This window comes from Micromonospora sp. DT178, from assembly GCF_049841695.1.
Lineage (GTDB): Bacteria > Actinomycetota > Actinomycetes > Mycobacteriales > Micromonosporaceae > Micromonospora.
Genome location: NZ_JBNCKV010000007.1, coordinates 161,935 through 188,090 on the forward strand (window position 1 = coordinate 161,935; position 26,156 = coordinate 188,090).

Consider the following 26,156-nt stretch of genomic DNA (forward strand, 5'->3'; position numbering starts at 1 on the left):
CCCCTCAGCCGGTCACGGCCCGGGCCAGGGCGAAGCCGGCGGTGGCGGCGCCGAGGCCGGCGGCCACGCTGGCCAGCACGTTGACCAGCGCGAGGAACCGCCGGCCCCGGCGCGCCAGCCGCAGCGTCTCGTACCCGAAGGTGGAGTACGTGGTCAGCGCGCCGCAGAAGCCGGTGCCGAGCAGGGCGCCGGCGGTCGGGCCGACGGGCAGCCCGGCCAGCAGACCGAGCAACAGCGACCCGGCCACGTTGACGGTCAGCGTGCCCCACGGGTAGGCGCCGCCGAGCCGGGCCTGCACCGCCCGGTCGGTGAGGTAACGCAGGGGCGCGCCGACGGCCGCGCCGAGCGCGATCAGCAGGACGGTCACCGGCCGGCCCCGGGCTCCGGCCGGCCGTGGCGGGGGGCGTCGAGCAGCCGGCCGGTGACGGCGTCGCCGAGCCAGACCGCGACCAGCGCGCCGAGCAGGGTCGCGGCCAGGTAGCCCAGGGCCACCTCCGGTGCGCCGGCGTCGAGCGCCAGGCGGACGTCCACCGCGTACGTGGCGAAGGTGGTGTAGCCGCCGAGGACGCCCACGCCGAGGAACGGGCGCAGCAGCGGTCGGCGGCCAGCGGAGCGCCCCAGCGCCGCCATCAGGACGCCGATCAGCAGGCACCCGGTCAGGTTGACGGCGAAGGTGGCCCACGGAAAGCCCGTCGGGCCGTGCGGGACGGCGTGCTGGAGGCCGGCCCTGGCCAGGGCGCCGAGCGCGCCGCCGGCCGCGACGGAGCCGAGCACCGCGCCGGGGCGGGCGTCCAGCTCGCCCCGGTCGGCGGGTACGCGCAGGTCGACGTCGGGGTCGACCCGCGGATCCGGTCCGGTCACCTCGCCCTCCCCGCCGGGGCCACGGGGTGACCTCGGCGCGCGCCCGCCAGCCTAGCGCCCGGCGCGGCGGTCGTCGGGACGTCAGCGGACCCCGGCGACGGCGGCGTCGGGGCCGCCCCGCCACACGGTGCCCACCTCGGCGAAGCCGGCGGCGGTCAGCGCGGACAGGTGCCAGGAGACCGGCGGGGTCCACTCCGGGCTGTGCCCGCTCGGGTAGATGTCGCGCCGCTGCGCGACGAGCGGCCGCAGCGCCGGGTCGGCTTCCGCCCGGTCCCACCACTCCGACCAGGACAGCGCGGCGCCGGCGGCGTACCGGGCCGCCCGCCGGTCCCGGGCCCGGTCGAGCAGGCGCTTGGTGAGCTGCGGCAGGGCGTCGTCGGGCATGTGGTCGGCGTTGACCAGGACGCCGCCCGGCCGCAGCAGCTCGCGCAGCTCGGCGTAGAGCCGTTCGAGCCGCTCGGCCGGCAGCCAGTGCAGCGCGGTGGCGGTGAGGACGGCGTCGTACTCGCGGTGGGGGAGCGCGGCGTGCCAGTCGGGCCGGTTCAGGTCGGCGGTGACGACGGTGACCCGGTCCCCGAGCGAGGCGCGGGCGAGGGCGAGCAGCGCCGGGTCGAGGTCCGCCAGGGTCACCTCGGCGTGGGGGAAGCGGCGCAGCGTCCGGTCGGAGATGGTGCCGGTGCCGCCGGCCAGGTCGAGCAGCCGCAGCCGGTCGTCGTCGCGGACCGCGTCGACCGCGTCGAGCATCGCCGTGAACCGGTGCTCCCGGTCCGGCAGGTACGCCTCCTGCTGGCGGTCCCAGCTCTCCTGCCAGGCCGCGACATCCGTGATGTAAGGACTCATGGAGGTCAGGCTAGTTACGGAGGCGGGCCGCGTCCAGATGTTGTTGCCAAAGATTTGCAACAAGTCCGCACGGCGGGAGGGCGCGGGCGCGTCCGGCTTCGCCACGCCGGTACGCCGTTTTGTCGCGCCTGCCCCGGGGCATAGGCCCCCTACCTGGGGATTCGTCGAAAGGGGAGCGCGATGTCCGACACGACGACCTCCGGCGCGCGTCCGGCCGGCGCCACGTCCCGGGGCGGGCGGTCACGCCGCCGGGCGGAGGGGCCGCCGTTCCGCAGGCCGAGGTGGCCCAGGGCGTACGCCTTCGCGCTGGTGACCGGGGCGCTGTTCCTGCTCTCCTGGATCGCGCAGTTCGTCTTCCAGGCCACCGTGGCGAGCGACGAGGCGAGCCAGCACGGCCAGTCCTTTGCCTGGGCCGACTTCCTGCCGCAGTTCCTCGCCTCCACCTTCGAGAACTGGCAGTCCGAGTTCCTCCAGTTGATCTGGCAGGCGGCAGGGCTGGCCCTGTTCTACCACTGGGGTTCCTCCCAGTCCCGCGAGTCCGACGAGCGGATCGAGGCGAAGCTGGACGCGCTGCTGCGCGAGCGGGACCTGGACCCGGAGAACCCCTGACGGGTGCCGTCGGTGCCGCGCGCGGGCCGGCGTACGGTACCGGGACCGGCGGTCGAGGGGGCCGCCCCGGACGGGTGTGGAGCGGTCGATGGGCGGGACGGGGCGGATCGTCGAGCAGCGGCGGGACGGCTGAGGTGGCCGGGCGCAACGCCGCGTACGACATGTTCGCCGCCGACGTCGCCTCCCGGGGGCTCGGCATCGAGCTGGTGGAGGCCGCCGACGGCGCGGCGGTGGCCCGGATGCGGGTGACCGCCGCGATGGTCAACGGCCACGCCATCGCCCACGGCGGCTTCGTGTTCCTGCTCGCCGACACCGCCTTCGCGCTGGCCTGCAACAGCCACGGCCCCGCCACCGTCGCCGCCGGCGGCGAGATCAGCTTCGTCCGTCCCGCGCGCGAGGGTGACCTGCTGACGGCGCGCGCCACCGAGCGCACCCGGTACGGCCGCAGCGGCATCTACGACGTCACCGTCACCCGGGACGACGGCGCGGTGGTGGCCGAGTTCCGGGGCCGCAGCCGCACCCTGCCCCCGCCCGCCGGCTGAACCCGCCGCTGGCTGAACCCGCCGCTGGCTGAACCCGCCGCTGGCTGAACCCGCCGCTGGCTGAACCCGCCCGCCGGCTGAACCCGCCCGCCGGCTGAACCCGCCCGCCGGCTGAACCCGCCCGCCGGCTGAACCCGCCGTCGTCCGGGCCGCCCCGTCCGGTGCCCCCACGACGGGCCCCGCCGGGGCTAGCATCGGCGCGGTGCGAGTACTGGTGGTCTCCGCGCCGTTGATCGGGCACGTCGCCCCGCTGCTGCCGCTGGCCGCCGCGCTGCGCGACGCCGGGCACGAGGTGCTCGTCGCCACCGCCGCCGACGGGCTGCGGGCGGCGCGGCCCGGGGTGCCGGCGCGCGACGTCGCGCCGGCGTTCGACTTCGGCCGCATCGCCCGCCGCGTGCTGCTGCGCCACCCGCTGATCGCCCGGGCCGAGCTGGCCGGCACCGGCGGCACCCGGGGCGCCGGGCTGCTCTTCGGCGCGGTCAACGACCAGCTCGCCGACGGGGTGGTCGCCGTGGCCCGGGAGTGGAAGCCCGATCTCGTCATCCACGAGCCGTTCGCGGTGGCCGGGGCGCTCGCCGCCGCGACGCTCGGCGTGCCCGCCGTACGCCAGGAGAACGCCCTCTTCGACGGCCGCGAGCTGGCCCGGGCCACCCTGGCGCGGCTGGGGCCGGCGCTGCGCCGGCACGGCCTGACCGCGCTGCCGCCGCCGGCCGCCGCGATTGCCGTCGCCCCGCCCAGCGTGCTGCGTCAGGACGGCTGGCCGATGCGCTACGCCACCGAGGCCGGCGGCGAGCTGCCGGACTGGCTGCGTGAGCCGGGTGAGCGGCCACGGGTGCTGGTCAGCCGCAGCACCCTCGTCGGCCCCGGCAGCGCCGGACCGATGCCGGCCGTCGTCGCCGTCGCCGACCGGGTCGACGCCGAGTTCGTGCTGGTCCGCCCGGAGGCGCGGCTGGCCCGCCGGGCGCTGCCCGGCAACGTGCGTACGGTCGACTGGATCCCGATCCCCGCGGCCCTGCCGGCGAGCGCGGCGCTCGTCCACCACGGCGGCGCGGGCAGCGTCCTCAGCGCGCTGATCGCCGGGGTGCCGCAGCTGGCCACCGTCGGGGCGGGCGACCGGCGGCACAACGCCGAGCTGGTGGCCGCCCGCGGGGTCGGCATCGCGGTCCGCACCCGCGACATCACCGCCGACACCCTGACCCGGCTCGTCACCGACACCGCGCTGCGCGACGCGGCGCGGCAGGTCAGCGCCGAGATCTCCGCCATGCCGGGGCCGAGCGAGCTGGTGCGGCGGCTGGAGTCGCTGCGCTGACCCGGCGCCGACGGCCCACCGGCGTCGGCGCCCCGGCCCGCGCGGCGGCCGGTCCTGTCGCAACCGTCGGACAGAATGTCCCGATGGGACACGTCGTGCTGTTTCATTCCGCCTACGGGCTGCGACCCGCCGTGTTGACGGCCGCCGACCGGCTGCGCGCCGCCGGCCACCACGTCGTCACCCCCGACCTCTACGGCGCGCCGGCCGTCGACACCATCGAGGAGGGCTTCGCGCTGCTCGACGAGGTCGGCGGGGCGGCCGTGATGGGCCGGGCCAGGGCGGCGCTGCACGAGGCGCCGCCCGAGGCGGTGCTGGCCGGGTTCTCCATGGGGGCCGGGGTGGCCGGCGCGCTGCTGGCCGAGCGCCCCGCGGCCGCCGCGCTGCTGCTGTTGCACGGCGCCGGCGGCGCGCCGGAGGCGGTCCGGCCGGGCCTGCCGGTGCAACTGCACGTGGCCGACCCGGACGAATACCCCCCGGAGCCCGAGCTCGGCCGGTGGCAGCGGGCGATGACCGGGGCGGGCGCGGAGCTGAGTGTCCACCGCTATCCCGGCGTCGGTCACCTCTACACCGACCCCGACCTGCCCGACCACGACCCGGCGGCCGCCAGCCGGACGTGGGACCGGGCGGTCGCCTTCCTCGACGGTCGCTGACGCGCCGCGCCGCCGTACGGGCGGGGCGTCCCGCCGTCAGCGGAGGCGGGCCAGCTCCTCGGGGGTGAGCCGGATCGCCCCGGCCGCCACGTTCTGCGCCAGGTGCTCCGGATCGCCGGTGCCGGGGATGGCCAGCACGTGCGGCCCCTGGTGCAGCGTCCAGGCCAGGCGGATCTGGTGCGGGGTCGCGCCGTGCGCGTGCGCCACCGCCCGGACGGCCTCGTCGTGGTCGCCGTCCACGCCCGCCTCCCGCCCGGCGCCCGCGATCGCGAAGAACGGCACGAAGGCGATCCCCCGCTCGCCGCAGACGCGCAGCAGCTCGTCGGCCCACCGGTTCACGTCGAGGGCGTACGCGTTCTGCACGCACACCACGGGCGCGATGTCCCGCGCCTCGTCCAGGTGGTCCACGCGCACGTTGGACAGGCCGAGATGCCGGATCAGCCCGGCGTCGCGCAGCTCGGCGAGGGCGGCGAACCGCTCCGCCACCGAGTCCCGCCCGGGCCGCCGGACGATCCGCAGGTTGACCACGTCCAGGTGGTCCCGGCCCAGCCGGCGCAGGTTCTCCTCCACCTCCCCGCGTAGCTCCGCCGGGCTCAGTTCGCGGTGCCGGGTCGCCGCGTCGAAGGACGGCCCGACCTTGGTGGTGATTACCAGGTCGTCCGGGTACGGCGCGAGGGCCTCGCGGATCAGGTCGGTGGCGTACCGGGGCGAGCCGGTGCCGACGCCGAGCGGCCCGCCCGGCGAGACGTAGAAGGCGGCGGTGTCGATGTGGTTGACGCCCAGTTCGACGGCCCGGCGCAGGATGCGGACGGCGCGCGCCCGGTCCGGGTCGACGGTGAGCCGCATGGAACCGAACCCCATCCGGTGCACGGTGCGGTCGCCGAGCGTCCAGGTGCCGGCGGCGGAGGCGGTGGTCTCTTTGACAGGCATCGGGCGAACCTAGCCAGTCGCGTCGACCCGCGCACTCAGTCGGCCGCCCGATACCGCCCGAATCGGGCGCCTGTCAGCTTGGATCGTGGGGGAGGGGGCAGAGATCCGCCTGGCCGCCCACACTCCCCGCCGCGTCCGGCACCCCGTTCGACGGGGCGCCCAGCACCTTGCCAGCCCGCTCACGCCGCGATCGGCGTCCCGCGCGGCAGGACCCATCTCGGCCGCTGCCCGCGCCCCTGCCGCCGCGCCGACCCGCCCGCCCCGGGGGTGGACGGGACGCCGCCGCCGTCGGCCGCCCTGTGCGGGGCGACCGCCCGACCGGGGCCGGCGGACCGGCTCACCCGGTCGGGGCCGGCAGCCCGGTCGGAACCGGCCGTCGGGCCGGAGGGGGCCGTCGGACCGGGGCCGGCCGTCGGGCCGGAGGGGGCCGTCGGACCGGGGCCGGCCGTCGGGCCGGAGGGGGCCGTCGGGCCGGAGGGGGCCGTCGGGTCGGGGCCGGCCGAGGGGACGCGACCGCGGGCGGCGGCCCATCCGCGCAGCTCCACCACCCGACCGTCCCCGACACGTTCGGAGGGACGACGACCAGCGGACCGGGCACAGGAAGCGCCCCCGGCACCACCGCGCCCCGGGGCACGTCGGCGACCCGGGACAGGGTCGCGCCCTTGGGCAGGGCCACGACCTGAGGCAGGGCCGCGACCTGAGGCGTGGTGGCGGGCCGGGGCGTCGCGGAGAAACGGGGCGTGGCGGCGGGCCGCGGGAGCGGTGCCGGGTGCGCCCCGCGTGCGTCCCGGGCCGCCGGGCGGTCGGCGCCGGCGCGCGCCGGCACCGGCGGGACCTGGGCGGTGGCGGCGTGGAGGACCACGGGCACCGACGGCGCGTCCGCCTCCGCCGGCCGCCCGGCCCGGCGGGCGAACGCCGCCCGCGCCGCCCTCGGCAGCCGGGCGTACGCGACCTCGCGGACCACCGCGTCGGCCACGGCGTACCGGCCGTCGGCGCGGGCGACCAGCAGACCCGTCGCGGCCAGCGCGCGCAGCACCGGGGCCGCCCGCCCGGGGGCCCAGTCGAGCAGGCGCGTCACCGTCGCGGCGCTGATCCCCGCGCCGACGGTCGCGACGGCCATCAGCACGGCCCGCCGCGTCCCGTCGAGGCGGTCCAGCCGGGCGTCGACCTCCCGGCGCACCGCCTCCGGCACGGACTGCGCCGCGCCCAGCGACGCCACGTACGCGGCGGCCCGCCCCGGATTGCCGCCGACGAGCGGCAGCAGCCGGGCGATCGTCGCCGGCCGGTCGGCCCGGCCGAGCAGGTGGCGCAGCAGCCGCCCGGTCTCCACGGGGCGCAGCGGCGGCACCGCCAACCGGTGCCGCCGACCCCGTGGGCCGGGCCACACGTCCGTCCACTCGGGACGGTGCAGCCCCACCACCACCAGCGGCAGTGACCGCGCGGTGGCCGCCGCGAAAAGCCGGTGCAGGAAGCGGTTCAGCGCCGCGGTGGCGCGGTCGAGGTCGTCCACCGCCACCATCACCGGCTGCCGGGCGGCGAGCCCCAGGAGCGCCTCGCGTGCCACGTCGGCGCCCCGCGCCGCGTCGCCGGAGCCGTCCGGCGTGGCCAGCAGCGCCTCCAGCGCGTACACCGCCTCGGTCAGGCCGGCGGGCGGCACCAGGTCCGTGAGGGCGGTGGTGAGCCGTCGCCGTACCGTCGCGGGCGGCTCACCGGCGCGCAGGCCGGCGAGCCCGCGCACCAGGTCCGCGACGGGCGCCAGGGGCTCCGGGTACGGCGGGCAGTGCGCGACGCACCAGCGCACCGGCGCCCCGTCCACGGTCCGTACCGCCCGGGTCAGCTCGTGCAGCAGCCGGCTGCGTCCGCTGCCGGCGGGGCCGACCAGCGACAGCCAGCGCGGGTCGCGGCCCCGGACGGCCCGGACGATCAGGTCCCGGGCGGCGGCCAGTTCCCGCCGTCGCCCGACCAGCGGCCCCTCGTGCCGGGGCGGGGCCGGTCGGGTCGTGCCGGTGGCGTGCCACACATCGACCGGCAGCGCCTTGCCGGCCAGGGCCACCGGCGGTACGCGGCGCTGGCCGACCAGCCCCACGGTGGCGCGGTGGGTGGCCGGGCAGAGCGCCACCCCGCCCGGCGGGGCGTACTCCTGCAACCGCGCGGCGGTGGTGATCACCGCGCCGCTGGCCACGCCGTGCCCGCCGTCGCGCGCCGCGGCCAGGTCCACCAGCGCCTCACCGGTGGCCACCCCGGCCCGGACCCGCAGGCATGGCGCGCCGGGCGGCGGTCGCCGGTCGAGGGCCCCCTGGATCTCCAGCGCCGCCCGCACCGCCCGGTACGCGTCGAACCCGTCGGACCGGCGGGCCCCGAACAGGGCCATCACCGCGTCGCCGACGTACTTCTCGACCACCCCGTGCCACCGGCGCAGCACCCCGCCCACGGTGTCGAAGTACGCCCGTTGCAGGATCCGCACGTCCTCGGGGTCGAGCCGGTCGACGAGCGCGGTCGACCCGACGATGTCGACGAACAGCACGGTGACGAGGCGTCTCTCCTCCGGCACCGGCCAGCCTGCCGACGTGAGCCGCTGCGAACCGACGACGATGGTGGGCATGGGCATCGCACCCGCCTTTCCCCACGGTGGCTGACGACGCCTCGGACACTGTCACCGATCCGCCGACGGGGGATCTGCCGAACGACGTATGTCGGCCCTGCGCAACCTTCGGTCGTAATGTCGACGCGAGGAGTACCGCAGGCGCGAAAGACCCGTAGAGCGGTGCGGGGCCCTGTGACTAGGCTGCGTGCCATGGCCAGCGAAGTGGACACCGCACCACTCGTCGGCCGGGCCGACCTGGTGACGACGGTACGGTCCGTGCTGCTCGACGACGTCACGCAGGGCAACACCGCCGCCGTCTTCCTCACCGGCGAGAGCGGCGTCGGCAAGACCCGGCTGCTGCGCGAGGTGGGCACCCGGCTGCGCGACGCCGGGGCCCTGGTGCTCACCGGCTCCTGTCTGGACATCGGCGACGCGTCGCCCCTGCACCCGCTGCTCCAGGCGCTGCGCCGCCTCGACGCCGAACTGACCGGTTCCGAGGCCCGGACCTCCTCGGCGGTCCGTGGCCTCCTGCGGGTGTTCGCCGAGGAGACCGCCGGCCCGGACGGCGCCGGGGCGCTGCTGGAGCGGGTCTCGCGGGGGCTGCACCTGATCGCCGAGGGGCGGCCGCTGGTGCTCGTCCTGGACGACCTCCAGTGGGTCGACCGGAGCACCCGCCAGCTGCTGCTCTACCTGCTGGCCGGGTTGGGCGACCTCCAGCTGTCCGTGCTCGCGGCGGTGCGGGCCGAGTCGTTGCAGGGCGCGCACCCGCTGCGCCGGGTGCTCACCGAGCTGCGCCGGCTGCGTACGGTGCGGGTGCTCGACCTGGCCCCGCTGGACCGGGCCGGCACCGACCGGCTCGCCGCCGCCGTGGTCGGTCAGCCGCTCAGCCCGGAGGCGGCGGAGCTGGTGTGGCAGCGCAGCGGCGGCAACCCGTTCGTGGTGGAGGAGCTGGCCCGTGACCTGCGCGACGGCCGGGACGGTCTCTCCGACACGCTGCGCGAGATCTTCCTGGCCCGGGTGGACGCGCTGCCGCAGCACGCGCACACCGTGGTGCACGCGGTGGCGGCCGGCGTCGAGCCGGTGGAGCACTGGCTGCTGGCCCGGGTGGTGCGGCTGCCCGAGGACGAGCTGATCGAGGCGGCCCGGGCGGCGGTCGCCCACCGGCTGCTGGTGAGCGCGGACGACGGCTACCGGCTGCGGCACCGGCTGGTCGCCGAGGTGCTGGAGCACGAGCTGCTGCCGGCCGAGCGGGCCGCGCTGCACCGCCGCTACGCCGAGGCGCTCACCGCGGCCCCGGCGGAGCTGCACCAGGCGCGCCTGGCGCACCACTGGCGGCGGGCCGGCGAGCCGGCGCGGGCGTTGCCGGCGGCGACGGCCGCGGCCCGGGAGGCCGAGCGGCTGCACGGCTGGGCCGAGGCGCACCGGCACTGGTCGGTCGCGTTGCAGCTGGCCGCCTCGCCGGGCGTCGCGCCGCCGGACGTGGACCGGGTCACGCTGCTCAGACACGCCGCCGAGGCCGCCCACCACTGCGGCGAGCACGCCCGGGCGCTGGCGCTGCTGGAGGAGCTGGCCGCCGCCGAGACCGACCCGTCGGCCTGCGCGCTGCACATCCGCCGGGCCCGCTACCTGGCCGCCGCCGGCCGGTCGGCGCCGGCGGAGGCGGAGTACCAGCGTGCCCTGGAGGCCGCCGACTGCACGCCCCGGGAGCGGGCCACGGCCGCGGCGCACCTGGCCGAGCTGCTGCTGCACCTCGGCCGGTACGCCGACGCCGGCCGGCGGGCCCGGGAGGCGCTTGAGCTCTCCGCCGACGTGCCGGGCTCCACGTCGGAGGTGGTGCTGGCCAGCGCCGCGCTCGGCTTCTCCGAGGCGTACCTGGAGGACCCGGACGCCGGGCTGGCGGTGATGCGCCGCGCGTTGGAGACCGCCGAGCGCTCGGGTCGCCCGGAGGACGTGGCCTGCGCGTACCTGCACCTGGCGGAGCTGCTGACCGGCCCGCTGAACGTCCTGGAGGAGGGCGTCGTGGTGGCCCGCCGGGGCGCCGAGCGGGTGGCCGATCTCGGCCTGGGCCGCACGTACGAGACCCGGCTGCTGGCCATCGCCACCAACGGGCTGTTCCGGGTCGGCCAGTGGGCCGAGGCGGAGAAGGTCGTCGCGGCGGCGCTGCGGCACCGCCCGTCCGGCGCCGACGCGGTGGAGCTGCTGCTGGCGCGCTGCCGGCTGTCGGTGGGCTACGGCGACATCGAGGCCGCCGACCGCGACCTGGACGCGGTGGCCACGGTGCTCGCCGGCGGCGGGGCGCGGCACGTGATCCCGCTGCTCACCCTGCGGGCGGGGCTGGCCATGTGGCAGGGCCGGCACGACCTGGCCCGGCAGGCGGTGCAGCGCGGCCTGACCGAGAGCCGCTCCGACGACGTGGGCATCCTCGCCGCGCTCGTGTGGCACGGACTGCGGGCCGAGGCCGAGGCGCACGCCGGCCGCACGATCGCCGTGGACGAGACCGCGGTGCGGCGGCTGCGGGAGGTGGCCGACCGGGTCGCCCGCAAGAGCGAGCACGCCGCCCGCCCGGTGCGCGACGTGGTGGACGGCTTCCTGGCGCTGTGCGCCGCCGAGGTGAGCCGCCTGGAGGGCAGCGACCCGGAGCTGTGGGCCCGCTCCGTGGCGCAGTGGGACCGCCGCCACCACCCCTACCCGGCGGCCTACTCGCGGTTGCGACAGGCCGAGGCGCTGCTGGCCCGGCGCAGCCGCAGCGCCACGGCGGCCAAGCTGCTGCGGCAGGCGTACGAGGTGGCACAGGGGCTCGGCGCGGTGCCGTTGACCTCGGAGATTCGTACCCTCGCCGGCCGGGCGCGGGTGTTGCTGGAGGAACGTCCGGCCACGGGCGGTCCGGCCGCCGGGGCGGACGGCGACGAGCTGGCGTCGTTGACGGCCCGGGAGCGGGAGGTGCTCGCCGCGGTCGCCGAGGGGCTCACCAACCGGGAGATCGGCCAGCGGCTGTTCATCAGCGAGCGCACCATCGGCGTGCACGTCTCGCACATCTTCGACAAGCTCCAGGTCCGCACCCGCGTGCAGGCCAGCGCGATCTTCCTACGCAACAAGGGCGACTGACGCGCGGCGGGATACGTCGTTCTACTGATCCGGCCGGCCGTCGCCGGCTGGCAGTCTGTGCTGCGTCGCCGACGGCACGGGGGGTGCCGGGAACCACTGTGGAGGAGAGATGACCGAACCGGTGTGGGGGCCCGTACATCGGGACATCGTCGATCTGCTCGCCGACCATCCCGCCGACGTGCCGGCGGTGGTGGACCACCTCACCAAGCTCCAGGACCTGCTGGTCCGGCTGCCTCCGTTGGAGGCGAGCTGCCCGCTGGCCGACTTCAACCGGCTGTACCTGACGATCACCGAGAGCGTGCTGAACGGCCTCTACGACGACCGGTTCGCCGACCCGGTGTTCCTGTCCCGGCTCGACGTGGAGTTCGCCGCCCGCTACTTCGACGCGATGCGGCTGTGGACCGACTCCAGCCCGGGCACGCCGAAGGCGTGGGCCTGCCTGTTCCAGCGGATGCGCGGGCCGGACGCCCGCCCGCTGCCGTCGGCCGCCGCCGGGGTGAACGCGCACATCAACTTCGACCTGCCGTTCGCGTTGGTGACCACGTTCGACAGCCTGGAGTCGGAGCCGGTGGACGGCACCGACCAGCACCGCGACTACCTGGAGATCAACGACATCTTCGCGGACAAGATCCCCGGTCTGCGGCGCGGCTACCTGGAGCGGTGGCAGCTGCTCATCGACATGCTCAACGGCGACATCGACGACTGGTACCAGGGGGAACTGGTCGAGTACACCCGCGACGTCGCCTGGCGCAACGCGCAGAAGATCTGGCGGTGCCGGCACGACCCGGCCGCCCACGAGTGCGAGCGCGCGCGGCTGGACGACACCGCCGCGGCGCTCGGTCGGTTGCTGCTCTCGCCCCTCGGGGCGTTCCTGCAGTAGCCGTGACGGGGGGTCCCCGCGCTCCGCATCCGGCACCCGGCGGAGCGCGGGGACGCGTCCCCGCCGGATCAGGCCCGTCAGCCGGGGGGCGTCGGGCCTGAGGTCGGGGGTGGTCCGTGCGGGCGGGGGCACGCCGGGGCGGGGGAACGGGGGTGCGGGGTTCGCGGGTCGGCCGGCCCGGGGGGTGTCGGCCGGCCCGCACGGGGTACGCCCGCGCCATGAGTCACCCGGCCCGGCGGCCCGCCGCCCGACCCCGTCCCCGGCCCGTCGCCCCGCCCCGTCCCGCCCGACCGGGCGCCGCCCGCCCCACCGGCCGGGGCGGCGCGCGATGACCGGCGGGGCACACCGGTTCGCGTTCCGTTTCGACCCGGTCTTCCGACCGGCGCTCGCGCTGGTGGGCGTCCGGTCGGCGACCGCCTGGGTCGGCGTCGACCGGGCCGAGCTGGTGATCCGGTTCGGCCCGTGGCAACTGCGCACCGCCCGGCGCAACGTCGTCGACGCAGCGCCCACCGGCCCGTACCGCTGGTGGCGGGGGATCGGCGTGCGCCTCTCGCTGGCCGACGCCGGCGTCACCTTCGCCAGCAGCACCGCCCCCGGGCTCTGCCTCCGATTCGCCGAGCCGGTGCCCGCCCTGCTGCCCGGCGGGTGGCTGCGACACCCCGGGGCGACGGTCACCGTGGCGGATCCCGACGCCCTGGCCCGGGTGCTGGCCGCCCGCGACGGCGACTGAGCCGTCCCGGCTTCACCGTTCGGGCGGGCGGCCGGCCGGCGACCGCCTACGGTCGGGTCAGGACCGCCGAGGGTGGGGACGGGACATGCGTGACGAGCACGGGCCGAGGTCGCGGCGCACGCGTGGTCGCCGGCCGCCGCCCGCCGGCCCGCCACGGGACCTGCGCGCCGCCCGGGACCCGACCCGTCCCGGCGACCGCGCCGGTCGCCCGGTCGCCGTCCCGGAGGCGCAGGCCAGTCCCACCCGGCCCGCCGCGCCGCTGAGCCCGCTGCGCCGGTGGCTGTTCGCGCACCGGGTGCAGCCGGTCGGCCCCGAGGCTGCGGAGGGGCAGACCCGTTCGCACCCCTGGTGGCAGGTCATGTGCCTGACCGGGGTCGACTACTTCTCCACCCTGTCGTACCTGCCCGGGATCGCGGCGGTGGCCGCCGGGGCGCTCTCCCCGCTGGCCACCCTGCTCATCGTCGCGCTGACGCTGTTCGGCATGCTGCCCATGTACCGCAGGGTGGCCCGGGAGAGCCCGAACGGGCAGGGCTCGGTGGCGATGCTGGAGCGGCTGCTGCCGTTCTGGCGCGGCAAGATCTTCGTGCTGGTGCTGCTCGGGTTCGTGGCCACCTCCTGGATCATCACGATCACCCTCTCCTCGGCCGACGCGACCGTGCACCTGCTGGAGAACCCGTACATGCCCGAGGGCGTCGGCGGCACCGGCGTCGCGGTCGGCGTCACCGTCGTCCTGCTGCTCGTCCTCGGCGGGGTGTTCCTGCTCGGCTTCCGGGAGGCGGTCGCGGTGGCCGTCCCGCTGGTCGCGGTCTTCCTGGTCCTGAACGCGCTGATCGTGGCCGACGGGCTGGTGGGGATCGCGACGGACCCGCGGGCGCTGTCGGACTGGACCGCCGCGCTGACCGTCGGTGGTGGCCCCGGCGAGGTGGCGGTGACCGCCGTGCTGGCGTTCCCGCTGCTGGTGCTGGGGCTCTCCGGCTTCGAGACGGGGGTGAGCATGATGCCGCTGGTGGCCGGCGGGGGCGCGGACCGCGAGGCCCGGCTGGCGGCGCGGATCCGCAACACCCGCCGGCTGCTCACCACCGCCGCGCTGGTCATGTCGGTCTACCTGATCTCGACCACCCTCGTGACCACCGTGCTTATCCCCGCCCGGGAGTTCGAGCCGGGCGGGGCCGCTGACGGCCGGGCGCTGGCGTACCTCGCCCACGAGCGCCTCGGGGAGGCGTTCGGCACCGTCTACGACCTCAGCAGCGTGCTGATCCTCTGGTTCGCCGGCGCCTCCGCGATGGCCGGCCTGATCAACATCGTGCCCCGCTACCTGCCCACCTACGGCATGGCGCCCGAGTGGGCCCGGGCCGTGCGGCCGGTCGTGATCGTCTACACCATGATCAGCGTCGCCATCACCCTGGTGTTCCGGGCGGACGTCAACGACCAGGCCGGGGCGTACGCCACCGGCATCCTCGCCATGATGGTCTCCGCCGCCGTGGCGGTCACGATCTCCGCGGCCCGCCGCCGGCAGCGCGTCGCGGCCGGCGGCTTCGCCGTGCTCACCCTGGTCCTGCTGTACGCGCTCGCCGAGAACGTCATCGCCAAGCCGGACGGCATCGCCATCTCCGCGCTGTTCGTCTTCGGCATCGTGGTCGTCTCGCTGGTCTCCCGGGTGACCCGGACCACCGAGCTGCGCACGGAACGGATCGAGTTCGACGAGCCGGCCCGCCGGTTCATCGCCGAGTCACTCGCGCACGACGGCCGGCTGCATTTGATCGCCCACAAGCGGGCCGGCGGCGCGGTCAAGGAGTACACGGTCAAGGAGCGGGCGCAGCGGGGGATGAACCCCGTGCCCGGCGAGGGCGACATCCTCTTCCTGGAGATCGAGGTGGTCGACCCGTCGGAGTTCAGCCAGGTGCTGCGGGTGCACGGCGTCCAGGTGGGTGGTTTCCGGGTGCTGCGGGCCGGGAGCCCGGCCGTCCCCAACGCCATCGCGGCGATCCTGCTGGCGCTGCGCGACGCCACCGGCGTACGCCCGCACGCCCACTTCGAGTGGTCGGAGGGGAACCCGCTCGGGCACCTGCTGCGCTACCTCATCCTCGGCCGCGGCGACACCCCGCCCGTCGTACGGGAGATCATCCGCAAGTCCGAGCCCGACCCCGCCCGCCGGCCCGGCATCCACGTCGGCGGCTGACCGGGGCTGCGCCGCTTCGTGCCCGTCGAGGTGAATAGTACGCTTATTCACGTTCGACGGACTTGCCCGTTTCTCCTCCGTATCGTGACCTTCGGTGGTTGTCGCGACGTCAGCCGCCCCGCGTCCCGTTCGACGCGGCCGTGTCACGCATGCGCGAGAGGCAGGGAAGCCTGATGACGACGTATCAAGGGGGCCGGCGGGCCGCACCACCCAGGCGGCGGTCGCGGTGGTTCTTAGCCGGCGGCCTCGTGGCGGGCAGCCTGGTGGCGGCCTCGGCCGGGTTCACGGGTGTCGCCGCCGTCGCCGCCGACCGGGACCTGCCCGCTGCCTCGCCGTCGCCGTCGCCGGCGCGGTGGGCCGACGACGACTCCGGTGAGCGCGACCGCGGCGACGCCGTCGAGGACCGCGACCACGCCCGCGAGGAACGGCGCGGCGGGAAGCCGGACGGCCGCCCCGGGCGGCCGGGCCAGGGGCACCACGCGGAGGTCGCGGTGCCGTGCGACCCGGCGAAGCTGATCTCGGCCCTGGTCCGGGCCAACGCCGAGGGCGGCGCCCACCTGCGGCTGGCGTCGAAGTGCACGTACGAGCTGACCCACGCCTTCCAGCAGCCCGACGAGTACGACGGCGGGATCCGCGACGCCCGGGAGGCCGCCGACAGCGCCGAGAACCCCGGCGACGCCGAGGCGCCCCCGCGCAACCCGCAGCACGACCGGGCCGGGCTGCCCGTCATCTACCACCCGATCTCCATCCGGGGCGAGGGCGCCACCATCGTCCGGGGCGTGCACGCCGAGGCGTTCCGGTTCTTCACCGTCCGCGACGGCGGGGAACTGACGCTGTCCGACGTCGTGCTCCGCAACGGCCTCTCCGCCGCCGAGGGCGGCAGCATCCACGTCGTGCACGGCGCGTCCGCCGTGGTCGAGCGCACCACGATCGTCGACAGCACCTCCCTCTCGGCGGAGGGGGGCGGTGGCGGGATCTTCAACGACGGGCACCTGGTGGTCACCGGGAGCACGTTCGTCGACAACCACGCCGCCGGCACCAAGGGCAAGGGCGGGGGCCTGCTCAACGGTGGCGTGCTGAGCCTGGAGACCTCGCAGTTCCGGGGCAACAGCGCCGTCGCGTACGGCGGTGGCTTCGCCAACTACCGGGGCGCGGCCGAGGTGCACTCGAGCACCTTCGCGGGCAACAACGCGGCGCAGGGCGGCGGTGTCGCCAGCTTCTCGGCCCGTACCCGGGTCGCCGACACGAAGGTGCTGGGCAACACCGCCCAGACCGGCGGCGGCATCGCCAACTCGGACGCGCTGATCTTCCTGCGCGGCCTGGAGGTGCGCGACAACACCGCCACGGGCAACGGCGGCGGCATCTCCACCTTCCAGGGCCTGGTCCCGCTCGACGACAGCGTCGTGTCGGGCAACACGGCGCGGGGCTCCGGCGGCGGGATCCACGCCCAGAAGTCGAACCTCCTGCTGCGCCGCAGCGAGGTCGACCGCAACCACGCCGTCGGCGCGGCGTCGACGGGCGGCGGCGTCTTCGCGTCGCTGGGCCAGGTCTCCCTCTACTCCAGCCGGATCACCGGCAACGTCGCCATCGTGAAGCCGGGCGGCCTCTTCGTCGACAAGGCCCGCGTCAAGGTCGACGACGAGACCGACATCATCGACAACGAGCCCACCAACTGCGAGGGCAGCAGGGTGCCGGTGGCGAACTGCTTCCGCTGACCGGTCGGCGGGTCGTCCCGGCCGGGACGACCCGCCGCGACCCGGGGGCGCGTCGGGCGGCCCGTCGGCGATCATCGCGATCGCGGCGGGCGGTGCCGGACGCGCCCCCGCGCGTCGGAGGGCTCAGCCGAGGGCGCGCAGCCGGCCGGCGAGGTCGCCGGCGAAGAAGTCGAGGAAGCCGTCCGGGTCGGGGCCGGCGTTCTGCAGCACGACGTGGTCGTAGCCGGCCTCGACGTAGGGGCGGACGGCCGCCACGTGCGCCTCCGGGTCCGGCCCGACGGAGAACAGCTCCCGGACGTGGTGCTCCTCGACGTACGCGCTCGCGGCGTCGAAGTTGACCGGGTTCGGCAGCTCGCTCATCACCTTCCACCCGGTCACCATCCACCGGCTGGTCTCCAGCACCGCCCGCACGGCCTGCTGGTCGTCGGTGGCCCAGGCCATCGGCACCTCGGCGTAGCGGGGACCGTCGCCCCCGGCCTGCCGGTAGTGCTCGACGATCGAGGCCTTCGGCTCGGTGACGAACAGGCCGTCGCCGAGTTCCGCCGCCATCGTCGCCGAGGACCGGCCGCTCGCGGCGACCGCGATCACCGGCGGGGTCTCCGGGAGGTCGAAGATCCGGGCGTCCTCCAGGTGCAGGTGCTTGCCCTCGTACGAGCGGTAGCCGCCCTGCCAGAGCAGCCGGATGATCTCCAACGCCTCGCGGAGCCGCTCGTGTCGGCCCCGTACGCTGGGAAAGCCCTGACCCACCACGTGCTCGTTGAGCCGTTCCCCGGCCCCGACGCCGAGGGTGAACCGGCCGTCGGAGATCAGCGCCATGGTCGCCGCGGCCTGCGCGATGATCGCCGGGTGGTACCGGACGGTCGGGCAGGTGACCCCGGTGGCCAGGCCGATCCGCTCGGTCTTCGCCGCGACCGCCCCGAGCACGCTCCAGGTGTACGACGAGTGCCCCTGCGTGTCGAGCCACGGGTGGAAGTGGTCGCTCATCTCGACGAAGTCGAAGCCGGCCTGCTCGGCCCGGACCGCCTGGCGGATGATCTCCTGTGGTCCGTACCCCTCCGAGGCGAGCTTGTAGCCGATCCTCATGCCGGTGCTCCCGTCCCGTGCGGCGCTGGTGGCGCAACGCCGGTTCCCGCGGCGAGACCCGACAAACGTCGGGCGGTGGAGGCGGGACCCGGGACGACGCCGGCACCGATGACCCAGCCTCCTAGGACGCCCTACGCGGTGTGACGCACCGTGCGGACCCGGCCCGACGAGCGACACAGGCGGCGGGGGAGGGGCACGGCCGGCCGGACCGGCGTCGGCGAGAAGGGCGGAGACGGGGAGCCGTCGTGGGGTCCCCGGATACGACTCGGCCCGCGCCCCGAGTGGGCGCGGGCCGGAGGAGTGCGTCCTACTTGGACGGCTGGGGCAGTTCGCAGTCGACCTTCGGGTTGGCCCCGATGTAGTTGAGCGGCCCGGCGACGATGGTCACCAGGATCGTGCCGGCCTCGGCACAGTTCGTGTCGTCGCCGCTGTAGTAGCCGCGCTGCCCGGCGGCGACTGCGCCGATGATCAGCCAGATGACGACCAGGACTCCGAATATCGACGTGCCGCGCATCGCTGCCTCCGCAAGGGTGTGGTGGTTCGAGGTGATGGGCGTTGTACCCAATCGCGATGAACGGCTAACGGTGCCGGGCGCCGAGGCGCCGGCGCGGCGGACGGCCGACGGTGGGCGGGCGGGGCCGGGGCGGCGGCGCGCGAGGGCTGGGGCGGCGGCGCGTGGGACCGGCAGCCTGCCGGCGCCGGCGGCGGGCCGGTGCGCTGGTTTCCGCTCGCGTTCCGGCCCGGAACGCCGACATCGCGGCGCCCGGCGAACGGGGCGCCGCGATGTCGGCGACGGCAGGTCGGTCGTGCGGCGGTACCCGATCCACCCGGGTACCGCCGTCCGGCGCCGACGGGAAGCACGGCAGCCGGGGTGGCCGGTCAGGCGTCCGTGCCGCCCACCGGGGTCGGCAGGGCGGCGGCCGCCTCCTGCGGAGCGCCGGCGAGCACCTTCGCCTGCTGCGGCCAGGTCGCCAGGCTCGGCGCGGCCCGCAGCCCGGCCGCCCGGATCGTCTCCCGCAGGGCGGCCTCGTCCAGCTCCGCCAGCTGCCGGTACGTCCGGATGCCGGCCGCCTGCAACGCCGCGGCCATCTTCGGGCCCACGCCCTGGATCCGGCGGAAGTCGTCGGCGGCGTCGGAGTCGGTCGCGGCCGGCGTGTCCACCTCGCCGCGCGGCGCCGGAACGACCACCGGCTCGGCCGCAACGACCACCGGCTCAACCGGCGCGTCGCCCGGCGTCGACCCGGGCCCGACGGGTGCGCCGGCGGCCGTGGCCGGCTCGACCGCGGTGGCGGCGGCCGTGGCCGGCTCGACCGGCGCGGCGGCCGGCTCCGGCTCGACGGGGGAGACGGCCACGGGAACGGGCGCGAGCTTCGGCTCGGTCGGGCCGTCGGCGGTGGACGCGGGCGCGGTGTCGGACTCGGTCGGGGCGACGGTGGTCGACTCCGGCTCGGTCGGGCCGGCGGCGGTCGGGACGGCTGCGGTCTCCGGCTCGGCCGGGGTCGGGATCGCGCCCGTCGGCGCCGAGGCGACGGCGGCCGGGACGGGCTCCGCGTCGGCGGAGGGAACGGGCTCAGCCTCGGCGGAGAGCGCGGGCTCCGTCGCGGCGGCCGGGACGGGCTCCGCGTCGGCGGTCGGGACGGGCTCCTGCGCCGGTCGGCGGTCGACGGGGCCGGTCACCTCGGCGGCCACCGGCAGCACGACCTCGTGCTCCGGTCGGGCGTCGGTGGCGGTGTCGGACGGCACGGGGTCGGTGTCGGGCGCCGGCACCGGGTCGCCGGTCAGCGCCATGTCGGCCGGGTCGACGTCGTCGGCCCGGGACGCGTCGGCCGCGACGACCGTGGCCGGCGGGGCGTCGGTGCTGCGCGGGTCGGCGTCGGTCGGGGCGTCGGCCCCGGGCGCGGCGGGGACGCGGTCGGCGACCGCGTCCGGCGCGGGGTCCACGGTCACCTCGGGGCGCGCTTCGTCCAGGGTGGCGACGGGAGGCGGGTCGACCACCACGGCGGTCATGCCGGCGACCGGGTCACCGTCCACCATGGGGGAGCCGTGGGTGGCGGCTGCCGCGTCCTGCCGGCCGCGCCAGAACCAGCCGCCCGCCAGACCCACCACCAGAGCCACGATCAGTATCAGCCAGTGCCCGAAAGACCACGCCACGGCAAACCTCCCTATCGTTCATGTCCGGAAACCCGCGAGAAAAACTCGCCGCAGCTTCGCACACGCCCGATCACGCCGACAGGCTGGACCGGGTGCCGGTCGTGGCGGCGCAACGGGTCGCGACGGGCGGTGTCCGTCGGGGCGACGGAGGGTCGCCGTCCCCACGTCCGCGCGCGGTCAGGCGGGTACGCGGGAACCCCGGCGCCCACTGGCGGCGCCGGGGTCCCGGTCGGACGGTCAGTCCTCCTCGCCCCGGTAGCTGTAGAAGTCGTCGACGAACCGGCGCGCCAGGCGGGGCACCCGGCTGGTGACGCCGAAGTAGCCCCGCGCGCCGAGCAGCGCGAGCCGGCCGACGACCGGCTTGTACATCCGGTCGTCGCCACTGGTGCCGCTGCGGTTGAGCGAGTCGGCGACCCGGGCGAACCCGTACGGCACCATCGCGGCCTCGTAGTCGGCCACCGCTTGGAGCAGCGTCTTGTCGCCGGTGGCGGCCAGCCGCAGCTGGCGGCAGAGCAGGGCGGCGTCGCGCAGGGCCGTGTTGGCGCCCACCCCGCGTCCCGGCGTCATCGTGTGGATGGCGTCGCCGAGCAGGGTGACGGTGCTGCTCTTCCAGGGCGGCACCGGCTCGCTGGTGGCCACCTTGATGGGCAGGGCGCTGCCCGGGTCGCTGCGGGCGAGCAGTTCGCGCAGGTTGGGGTGCCAGTTGCGGGTGAGCCGCAGGGCGAGCAGGACCAGGTCCTCGCCGCGCAGCTGCATGACGTCGGGCGGGAACCGGCGGGCCGTGCTCCAGACGACCAGGTTGATGTTGTCACGGGTGTTGTCGTGGCGCAGCCCCGGCCAGCCGCGCAGCAGCTCGGCGTCGGCGGGATCGACGCCGGGTTTGAGCGCGCCGTCGCGGTCCCACTTGAACTCCATCACGTGCAGCACGCCCATCATCCCGCCGGTGCCGAAGATCAGCGAGATGCCCTGTTCGATCCGCTCGGGCAGCAGCCCCCGGGTGTGCGGGGTCAGCGGGATCCGGGTGGCGATGTTGATGGTGCCGGCGTCGCGGGTGACCGCGTGCGGCAGGTACTGGCGGCGTACCGCCGAGTGCGTGCCGTCCGCGGCGACGAGCAGGTCGCCGGTGGCGGTGCTGCCATCGGCGAAGTGCGCGGTCACGGTGCCGTCGTCGCGTTGGTCGTACCGGGTGAAGGCCTTGTCGAAGTGGACGACGTCCTCCATGCCCGTGAGTAGGACCTGGCGCAGGGTCATCCGGGCGACGGACCGTTCGGTGTTCACCGGGTCGGTGTCCGGCCGGAGCGTGAACGAGGCCGTGCGCCGCATGCCCTGGGTGATGACGTTGAAGTAGCGGGGGGATCGGGCGCAGGTGGCGAGGTAGACGTCGAACAGGGCGGGCGGCAGGCACTCGCGCAGCGCGCGGCTGCCGGTCGGTCCGATGCCGACCCGGTAGCCGAGCAGCCCTTCGCCGCGGGTGCGGTACCGCTCGTAGACGGCGACGCTGATCCCGGCCCGGCGCAGGCCGTGCGCCAGGCACAGCCCGCCCGTGCCGGCCCCGACGATCAGGACGTGGGGTGGTCTGGAGGACATGGCGACCGCCCCGTTCAGCCGGCTGGCTGCGACGACGCCGCCGCGTCGGCGGCGTCCCACCGGTAGAAGCAGCCCGCGATCGCGTCGCGCGGCGAGCGCCAGGTCGGCAGGTACGGCGTGGTGTGCGCGGACAGCCGCTCGTTGACCTGGCGGTAGAGCGGGTGGTTGCGGGCGTCGGCCAACGCGTCCGGGGCCACGTCGGCGGTCTCCATCAGGTGTACGCACAGGTCGTGCAGGCAGTACAGGGACCGGTGCCGGACCCCGGTCAGGGCGGGCAGTTCGGTCGCGTCGGACTCGGCGAAGATCTGCGCCACCCGTCCCTCCGCGCCCGGGATGATCCTGCTGACGATCAGAAGACGGCTCATGGGACCCCTCTCGTCGGTGGCGCTCCGCGAGCACGTCGGAGACCACGGACTGCTGTGCGGCCCACCGTGCCCCGACGACTGTCACCTGTCCGTCACTCGCCCCGCCGCGCCGGTGACGCCGCCTCAGCGCGCGTGGGGCGCGATCCGGGTGGACGGCGCCCGGCGGGGCCCGGCCGGGGCGGTGCGGGTGGCCTCGCGGATCGGCGCGAGGGTGTCGTCGAGCAGGGCCGTCATCGCCGCCGACGGCTCCAGCCGCAGTTCCCGCAGCAGCAGGTCACGGTAGACGTAGAAGGCGTGCACGGCCTCGAAGGCGTTGCCCTCGGCGAGGTGGATGCGGACCACCAGCCGGTGCGGCGTCTCGCGCAGGGGCTCGGCGGCCATCGCCTCCAACGCGGCTTCCAGGGCCGCGCCGTGGCGGCCCGCCGACAGGTGCTGGCCGGCCAGTTCCTCCAGCATGTGCAGGCGCAGCTGGCGCAGCCGCTCCCGGTCGGCCAGCACCCAGTCGTCGTACCAGCCGGGGAGCAGGTCGTGCCGGCCGGCGGCGAGCGCGGCGGCGGCGCACGGGTCGTCGCCCTCGCGTACCCGCGCCGCCGTGCCGACGAGCGCGTCGACGTCGACCCGGACGACCGGGCCTAGGGAGACCGTGTCGCCGGAGGTGGTGATCGGGCAGCAGGGATCCTGGCGCAGCCGCCACAGCGCGGTCCGCAGGGACGACAGCGCGCGGTCCTCCGGCGCGTCCGGCCAGAGCAGGCCGGCCAGGTTGCTACGGGTGGCGCCGGGGCGCAGCCCGATCAGCGCGATGACGCGTTGCAGGCCGCGCGGCACCACGACCGGCGCGTCGCCGTGCAGCAGCCGGAACCCGCCGAGCAGGTGCAGGGAGATCTCGGCGTCGGCACGACAATCGGTGGTCGGCGTCGATCGATCAGCGGCCACGGCGGCACCCCCTGCGGAACGCACGTCCCGACTCGTCTGCTGTCCCCGGCGCGGCTGCCCATGACCCCACTGTCGGATCGCTCCGCCGCGGCACGGCGTCGCACACCGCGGCCGCCGGGCTGACCGTGACGAAGATTATCAATTGTGGTCACTCTCGGTCAATATCCTGTACAGGATCGCGCTTGCCTGTCGGCGCCCCACGAGAACCCTTCCTAACTGCGGATAGTCCACGTCGGATGATCGGGTGGTGCACAGCGGATGCACAGGTGGCGTCAACGCAGCGTCACGGGAGCTGCGTCGCCGCCCGGCGGTCGCCGGTGACGCCGCCGTGACGCCCGGGGCCGGATCGTGTCGCCAGTCGTCCGGCTCGGCCGGTGCCGTCGTCACCGACGCCGGATGCCGTGGAGGGAGGCCCGTCCATGGACCGTTCGCTGATCGTCGCGAAGGTGGTGCCGAGCGCCGAGGCGCGCGTCGCCGAGATCTTCGCCGAGTCCGACGCGACCGAACTGCCGCGCCTGGTCGGTGTCCGGCACCGGTCGCTCTACCGGCTGGGTGACCTGTACGTGCACCTGCTGGAGACGGAGGCGCCGGGCGGGGGAGCGGTCGAGGCGGCCCGGGGGCATCCGGAGTTCGTCCGGGTGAGCGAGCGGCTGCGGCCGTACGTGTCGCCGTACCTGCCGACGTGGCGAGAGCCGCGCGACGCGATGGCCCGCTGCTTCTACCGCTTCGACGCGGCGCCCGTCGGGCGGTCGTCGTGACCGCCACCGCGCCCCGCGAGGGCCAGCTCTGGTCCCGCTGCGGCGGGTGCGCCACCCTGCTGTACCGCAAGCGGCTGCGGCGCAACCTCGACGTCTGCCCGGAGTGCGGCGCGCACGCCCGGGTCGACGCGCCCGAGCGGCTGCGCCAACTCGTCGACCCGGGGTCGTTCACCGCCCTGCCGGAGCGGCCGGCCGAGGTCGACCCGATCGGCTTCGTCGACCTGCTGCCGTACCCGCACCGGCTCACCGCGGCGCGGGCCGGCACGGGGCTGGCCGAGGCGGTCGTCTGCGGCACCGCCGCCGTCGGGCGGCATCCGTGCGTGCTCGCCGTGATGGACTTCCGGTTCCTCGGCGGCAGCCTGGGCTGTGTCGTGGGGGAGCTGATCACCCTGGCGGCCGAGCGGGCCCTGGCCGACGGGGTCCCGCTGGTCCTGGTCACCGCCTCCGGTGGGGCGCGGATGCAGGAGGGCGCCCTGTCGCTGATGCAGATGGCCACGGTCAGCCAGGCGATCGCCGCGCTGCGGGAGGCCGGCCTGCTCACCGTCAGCGTGCTCACCGACCCGACGTACGGGGGCGTGGCCGCCTCGTTCGCCACCAACACCGACGTGGTGCTCGCCGAGAGCGGGGCGCGGATGGGCTTCGCCGGCCCCCGGGTGATCCGGCAGGTCACCGGCCGGGACCTGCCGGAGGGCTTCCAGACCGCCGACTTCCTGCTCCGGCACGGCCAGGTCGACATGGTGGTGCCCCGGCACGCCCTGCGGGGCCGGCTGGTGGCGCTGCTCGCCGCCGCGCGGGCCGGGCGGCGGCCGGCGTCGCGTCCCGGCGTACCCCGGCAGGAGCCGTCGCCGCTGGTGGCGCGGCCGGCCGGCGGGGCCGCCGCCACGACGGCGCCGGGCCCGGGCGGCGACGCCTGGGAGACGGTACGGCTGGCCCGGCACCCGGGCCGGCCGACCACGCTGGACTACCTGGAGACGGCGTTCGACGGCTTCGTCGAGCTGCACGGCGACCGGCTCGGCGCGGACTGCCCGGCCGTGGTGGGCGGGCTGGCCCGGCTCGAAGGGCGGCCGGTCATGGTCGTCGGGCACCAGAAGGGACACACCACCGCCGAGCTGGTCGGGCGCAACTTCGGCATGGCCAGCCCGGCGGGGCACCGCAAGGCGCTGCGGCTGATGCGTCTCGCCGCCCGCCTCGGCCTGCCGGTGGTCACCCTCGTCGACACCCCCGGGGCGGATCCCGGCGTGCGGGCCGAGGAGCAGGGCCAGGCGGCGGCCATCGCGGAGAACATCCTCGCCCTGACCGTGCTGCCCACCCCCGTCGTCGCCGTGATCACCGGTGAGGGCGGCAGTGGTGGTGCGCTGGCTCTCGCGGTGGCCGACCGGGTGCTCATGCTCCAGCACGCCGTCTACTCGGTGATCAGCCCGGAGGGCTGCGCGGCGATCCTCTGGCCGGACCGGGGCGCCGCGCCGCAGGCGGCCCGCGCGTTGCGGCTGACCGCCCCCGACCTGTGCCGGCTCGGGATCGTCGACGACCTCGTTCCCGAGCCGGCCCCGGCCGCCCACCACGATCCGCAGGCGGCCGCCCGGGCGCTGCGCGAGGCGGTGCTGGCGCACCTGCTGCCGCTGCTCGACGTGCCGCCCGCCACGCTGGTCCGCCGCCGGCGGCAGCGCTTCCGGCGCTTCGGCGCCGCCAGCCTCGGCGCCCGGGCGGGTGCCCGGTGAGCGCCGGCGGCATCCCGGTCGACGCCCCGCCGTCGGCGCCCGGCACGGAGGCGACGACCGCCGCGCGGCCGACGCCCGAGACGCGGGCCGCCCCCGACCCGCACCCGGCACCCGACGCGCGTCCCGCACCCGCCGGACATGCGACGCGGGACGCGGCGGCCTCCGGCGTGGCGGCGGAAACGGGGCACGGGGTGGACGCCGTGCTGGCCGGGCTGCGGCGGCACGCCCGGCACCTCGTCGCCGAGCTGGCCGGCCCGCTGCGACGGGTGCGGCTGCGCAACGGGGACACGGTGCTGGAGGTGGAGTGGCACGACGCCCCCGCCGGCGCCGCGCCCGCCGCGGTGTCCCCGGCGCCCCCGCCGGCCGTCGCGCCACGGCCCGACCGGTACGTCGTGCGCTCGCCCATCGTCGGCACGTTCTACCGCGCGCCGGAGCCGGGCGCCGCGCCCTTCGTCGCCGTCGGCGACCTGGTCCGTGCTGGGCAGGTCGTCGGCATCGTCGAGGCGATGAAGCTGATGAACGAGGTGACCGCCGACCGGGGTGGCCGGGTCGTCGAGGTCCTCACCGCCGACGGCCACCCGGTCGAGTACGACCAGCCGCTGGTCGCGCTGGATCCGGTCTGAGGGG

Annotated in this window: 23 protein-coding genes; 12 read left to right on the forward strand and 11 right to left on the reverse strand. The window is 76.3% G+C overall.

The features are described 5' to 3' along the window. Nucleotides 1-4: 4 nt before the first annotated feature. From crcB to ACLQ22_RS15620, 3 genes are all read right to left on the reverse strand, one after another. Nucleotides 5-367 carry a fluoride efflux transporter CrcB gene (gene crcB, locus ACLQ22_RS15610; RefSeq protein WP_425692900.1) on the reverse strand — a complete coding sequence of 121 codons (363 nt, stop codon included), beginning with the start codon at nucleotides 365-367 and terminating at the stop codon, nucleotides 5-7. Next, nucleotides 364-861: a fluoride efflux transporter FluC gene (locus ACLQ22_RS15615; protein ID WP_425692901.1), complete on the reverse strand. Its 498-nt coding sequence runs from the start codon at nucleotides 859-861 to the stop codon at nucleotides 364-366. Before ACLQ22_RS15615 ends, crcB begins: the two co-directional genes overlap by 4 nt. An 81-nt stretch (nucleotides 862-942) precedes the next feature. Continuing rightward, nucleotides 943-1,701 carry a class I SAM-dependent methyltransferase gene (locus ACLQ22_RS15620; RefSeq protein ID WP_425692902.1) on the reverse strand — a complete coding sequence of 253 codons (759 nt, stop codon included), beginning with the start codon at nucleotides 1,699-1,701 and terminating at the stop codon, nucleotides 943-945. A gap of 180 nt (nucleotides 1,702-1,881) precedes the next feature. Here ACLQ22_RS15620 and ACLQ22_RS15625 point away from each other — a divergent pair, with 180 nt between their 5' ends. From ACLQ22_RS15625 to ACLQ22_RS15640, 4 genes are all read left to right on the forward strand, one after another. Beyond that, complete coding sequence (locus tag ACLQ22_RS15625) at nucleotides 1,882-2,310, forward strand: DUF6766 family protein (RefSeq protein WP_425692903.1); 429 nt, start codon at nucleotides 1,882-1,884, stop codon at nucleotides 2,308-2,310. A 161-nt stretch (nucleotides 2,311-2,471) separates the two neighbouring features. After that, a complete protein-coding gene (paaI, locus tag ACLQ22_RS15630) occupies nucleotides 2,472-2,852 on the forward strand; it encodes a hydroxyphenylacetyl-CoA thioesterase PaaI (RefSeq protein WP_425693053.1) in 381 nt (126 codons plus the stop codon). A 202-nt stretch (nucleotides 2,853-3,054) separates the two neighbouring features. Beyond that, entirely contained in the window at nucleotides 3,055-4,161 is a 1,107-nt protein-coding gene (locus tag ACLQ22_RS15635) for a nucleotide disphospho-sugar-binding domain-containing protein (protein ID WP_425692904.1), read from the forward strand. 83 nt (nucleotides 4,162-4,244) lie between these two features. Next, nucleotides 4,245-4,811 (forward strand): dienelactone hydrolase family protein, encoded by a 567-nt coding sequence (locus ACLQ22_RS15640; RefSeq protein ID WP_425692905.1) that lies wholly within the window; start codon nucleotides 4,245-4,247, stop codon nucleotides 4,809-4,811. A gap of 36 nt (nucleotides 4,812-4,847) precedes the next feature. Here ACLQ22_RS15640 and ACLQ22_RS15645 read toward each other — a convergent pair whose 3' ends face one another. Both ACLQ22_RS15645 and ACLQ22_RS15650 read right to left on the reverse strand, forming a co-directional pair. Beyond that, nucleotides 4,848-5,741, reverse strand: a complete 894-nt coding sequence (locus ACLQ22_RS15645; RefSeq protein WP_425692906.1) for an aldo/keto reductase — start codon at nucleotides 5,739-5,741, stop codon at nucleotides 4,848-4,850. A 337-nt stretch (nucleotides 5,742-6,078) separates the two neighbouring features. Then, nucleotides 6,079-8,349 carry an AAA family ATPase gene (locus tag ACLQ22_RS15650; RefSeq protein ID WP_425692907.1) on the reverse strand — a complete coding sequence of 757 codons (2,271 nt, stop codon included), beginning with the start codon at nucleotides 8,347-8,349 and terminating at the stop codon, nucleotides 6,079-6,081. A gap of 186 nt (nucleotides 8,350-8,535) precedes the next feature. Here ACLQ22_RS15650 and ACLQ22_RS15655 point away from each other — a divergent pair, with 186 nt between their 5' ends. The 5 genes from ACLQ22_RS15655 (at nucleotide 8,536) to ACLQ22_RS15675 (ending at nucleotide 16,934) form a co-directional block, all read left to right on the forward strand. Continuing rightward, the gene (locus ACLQ22_RS15655) at nucleotides 8,536-11,430 is read left to right on the forward strand and encodes a helix-turn-helix transcriptional regulator (protein ID WP_425692908.1); all 2,895 of its coding nucleotides are present in this window, start codon (nucleotides 8,536-8,538) and stop codon (nucleotides 11,428-11,430) included. A 109-nt stretch (nucleotides 11,431-11,539) separates the two neighbouring features. Continuing rightward, nucleotides 11,540-12,310: a DUF5995 family protein gene (locus ACLQ22_RS15660; protein WP_425692909.1), complete on the forward strand. Its 771-nt coding sequence runs from the start codon at nucleotides 11,540-11,542 to the stop codon at nucleotides 12,308-12,310. A gap of 328 nt (nucleotides 12,311-12,638) precedes the next feature. Further along, complete coding sequence (locus ACLQ22_RS15665) at nucleotides 12,639-13,040, forward strand: hypothetical protein (protein WP_425692910.1); 402 nt, start codon at nucleotides 12,639-12,641, stop codon at nucleotides 13,038-13,040. Nucleotides 13,041-13,125: 85 nt separating this feature from the next. Continuing rightward, on the forward strand, nucleotides 13,126-15,219 hold the full coding sequence (locus tag ACLQ22_RS15670; protein WP_425692911.1) for an amino acid transporter: 2,094 nt from the start codon (nucleotides 13,126-13,128) through the stop codon (nucleotides 15,217-15,219). A gap of 173 nt (nucleotides 15,220-15,392) precedes the next feature. After that, nucleotides 15,393-16,934, forward strand: coding sequence for a hypothetical protein (locus ACLQ22_RS15675; RefSeq protein WP_425692912.1), 1,542 nt, complete (start codon nucleotides 15,393-15,395; stop codon nucleotides 16,932-16,934). A 123-nt stretch (nucleotides 16,935-17,057) separates the two neighbouring features. On the opposite strand, the gene ACLQ22_RS15680 is transcribed toward ACLQ22_RS15675, so the two are convergent. The 6 genes from ACLQ22_RS15680 to ACLQ22_RS15705 form a co-directional block, all read right to left on the reverse strand. Next, nucleotides 17,058-18,017, reverse strand: coding sequence for a TIGR03557 family F420-dependent LLM class oxidoreductase (locus tag ACLQ22_RS15680; RefSeq protein ID WP_425692913.1), 960 nt, complete (start codon nucleotides 18,015-18,017; stop codon nucleotides 17,058-17,060). A 307-nt stretch (nucleotides 18,018-18,324) separates the two neighbouring features. Beyond that, nucleotides 18,325-18,531, reverse strand: coding sequence for a hypothetical protein (locus ACLQ22_RS15685; RefSeq protein ID WP_091630565.1), 207 nt, complete (start codon nucleotides 18,529-18,531; stop codon nucleotides 18,325-18,327). 365 nt (nucleotides 18,532-18,896) lie between these two features. After that, nucleotides 18,897-20,168, reverse strand: a complete 1,272-nt coding sequence (locus ACLQ22_RS15690; protein WP_425692914.1) for a helix-hairpin-helix domain-containing protein — start codon at nucleotides 20,166-20,168, stop codon at nucleotides 18,897-18,899. A 237-nt stretch (nucleotides 20,169-20,405) separates the two neighbouring features. Then, the gene (locus ACLQ22_RS15695; protein ID WP_425692915.1) at nucleotides 20,406-21,755 is read right to left on the reverse strand and encodes an FAD-dependent oxidoreductase; all 1,350 of its coding nucleotides are present in this window, start codon (nucleotides 21,753-21,755) and stop codon (nucleotides 20,406-20,408) included. 14 nt (nucleotides 21,756-21,769) lie between these two features. Next, nucleotides 21,770-22,120 carry a TcmI family type II polyketide cyclase gene (locus tag ACLQ22_RS15700; RefSeq protein WP_121398742.1) on the reverse strand — a complete coding sequence of 117 codons (351 nt, stop codon included), beginning with the start codon at nucleotides 22,118-22,120 and terminating at the stop codon, nucleotides 21,770-21,772. Between the two features lie 123 nt (nucleotides 22,121-22,243). Continuing rightward, complete coding sequence (locus ACLQ22_RS15705) at nucleotides 22,244-23,053, reverse strand: AfsR/SARP family transcriptional regulator (RefSeq protein WP_425692916.1); 810 nt, start codon at nucleotides 23,051-23,053, stop codon at nucleotides 22,244-22,246. A gap of 419 nt (nucleotides 23,054-23,472) precedes the next feature. On the opposite strand from ACLQ22_RS15705, the gene ACLQ22_RS15710 reads away from it, so the two are divergent. The 3 genes from ACLQ22_RS15710 to ACLQ22_RS15720 are packed head-to-tail and all read left to right on the forward strand — an operon-like array spanning nucleotide 23,473 to nucleotide 26,152. Further along, nucleotides 23,473-23,811, forward strand: a complete 339-nt coding sequence (locus ACLQ22_RS15710) for a TcmI family type II polyketide cyclase (RefSeq protein WP_425692917.1) — start codon at nucleotides 23,473-23,475, stop codon at nucleotides 23,809-23,811. Beyond that, on the forward strand, nucleotides 23,808-25,529 hold the full coding sequence (locus tag ACLQ22_RS15715; RefSeq protein ID WP_425692918.1) for an acetyl-CoA carboxylase carboxyltransferase subunit alpha: 1,722 nt from the start codon (nucleotides 23,808-23,810) through the stop codon (nucleotides 25,527-25,529). Before ACLQ22_RS15710 ends, ACLQ22_RS15715 begins: the two co-directional genes overlap by 4 nt. 11 nt (nucleotides 25,530-25,540) lie before the next feature. Beyond that, nucleotides 25,541-26,152: an acetyl-CoA carboxylase biotin carboxyl carrier protein gene (locus ACLQ22_RS15720; RefSeq protein WP_425693054.1), complete on the forward strand. Its 612-nt coding sequence runs from the start codon at nucleotides 25,541-25,543 to the stop codon at nucleotides 26,150-26,152. The last annotated feature ends 4 nt before the right edge of the window (nucleotides 26,153-26,156 follow it).

What these genes read in the sequence shown, in the direction of transcription:
- ACLQ22_RS15620 (WP_425692902.1), bottom strand. Translation starts at nt 1,701, where the DNA reads ATGAGTCCTTACATCACGGATGTCGCGGCCTGGCAGGAGAGCTGGGAC.
- ACLQ22_RS15625 (WP_425692903.1), top strand. Translation starts at nt 1,882, where the DNA reads ATGTCCGACACGACGACCTCCGGCGCGCGTCCGGCCGGCGCCACGTCC.
- paaI (WP_425693053.1), top strand. Translation starts at nt 2,472, where the DNA reads ATGTTCGCCGCCGACGTCGCCTCCCGGGGGCTCGGCATCGAGCTGGTG.
- ACLQ22_RS15640 (WP_425692905.1), top strand. Translation starts at nt 4,245, where the DNA reads ATGGGACACGTCGTGCTGTTTCATTCCGCCTACGGGCTGCGACCCGCC.
- ACLQ22_RS15645 (WP_425692906.1), bottom strand. Translation starts at nt 5,741, where the DNA reads ATGCCTGTCAAAGAGACCACCGCCTCCGCCGCCGGCACCTGGACGCTC.
- ACLQ22_RS15650 (WP_425692907.1), bottom strand. Translation starts at nt 8,349, where the DNA reads ATGCCCATGCCCACCATCGTCGTCGGTTCGCAGCGGCTCACGTCGGCA.
- ACLQ22_RS15655 (WP_425692908.1), top strand. Translation starts at nt 8,536, where the DNA reads ATGGCCAGCGAAGTGGACACCGCACCACTCGTCGGCCGGGCCGACCTG.
- ACLQ22_RS15660 (WP_425692909.1), top strand. Translation starts at nt 11,540, where the DNA reads ATGACCGAACCGGTGTGGGGGCCCGTACATCGGGACATCGTCGATCTG.
- ACLQ22_RS15665 (WP_425692910.1), top strand. Translation starts at nt 12,639, where the DNA reads ATGACCGGCGGGGCACACCGGTTCGCGTTCCGTTTCGACCCGGTCTTC.
- ACLQ22_RS15670 (WP_425692911.1), top strand. Translation starts at nt 13,126, where the DNA reads ATGCGTGACGAGCACGGGCCGAGGTCGCGGCGCACGCGTGGTCGCCGG.
- ACLQ22_RS15675 (WP_425692912.1), top strand. Translation starts at nt 15,393, where the DNA reads ATGACGACGTATCAAGGGGGCCGGCGGGCCGCACCACCCAGGCGGCGG.
- ACLQ22_RS15680 (WP_425692913.1), bottom strand. Translation starts at nt 18,017, where the DNA reads ATGAGGATCGGCTACAAGCTCGCCTCGGAGGGGTACGGACCACAGGAG.
- ACLQ22_RS15685 (WP_091630565.1), bottom strand. Translation starts at nt 18,531, where the DNA reads ATGCGCGGCACGTCGATATTCGGAGTCCTGGTCGTCATCTGGCTGATC.
- ACLQ22_RS15695 (WP_425692915.1), bottom strand. Translation starts at nt 21,755, where the DNA reads ATGTCCTCCAGACCACCCCACGTCCTGATCGTCGGGGCCGGCACGGGC.
- ACLQ22_RS15700 (WP_121398742.1), bottom strand. Translation starts at nt 22,120, where the DNA reads ATGAGCCGTCTTCTGATCGTCAGCAGGATCATCCCGGGCGCGGAGGGA.
- ACLQ22_RS15710 (WP_425692917.1), top strand. Translation starts at nt 23,473, where the DNA reads ATGGACCGTTCGCTGATCGTCGCGAAGGTGGTGCCGAGCGCCGAGGCG.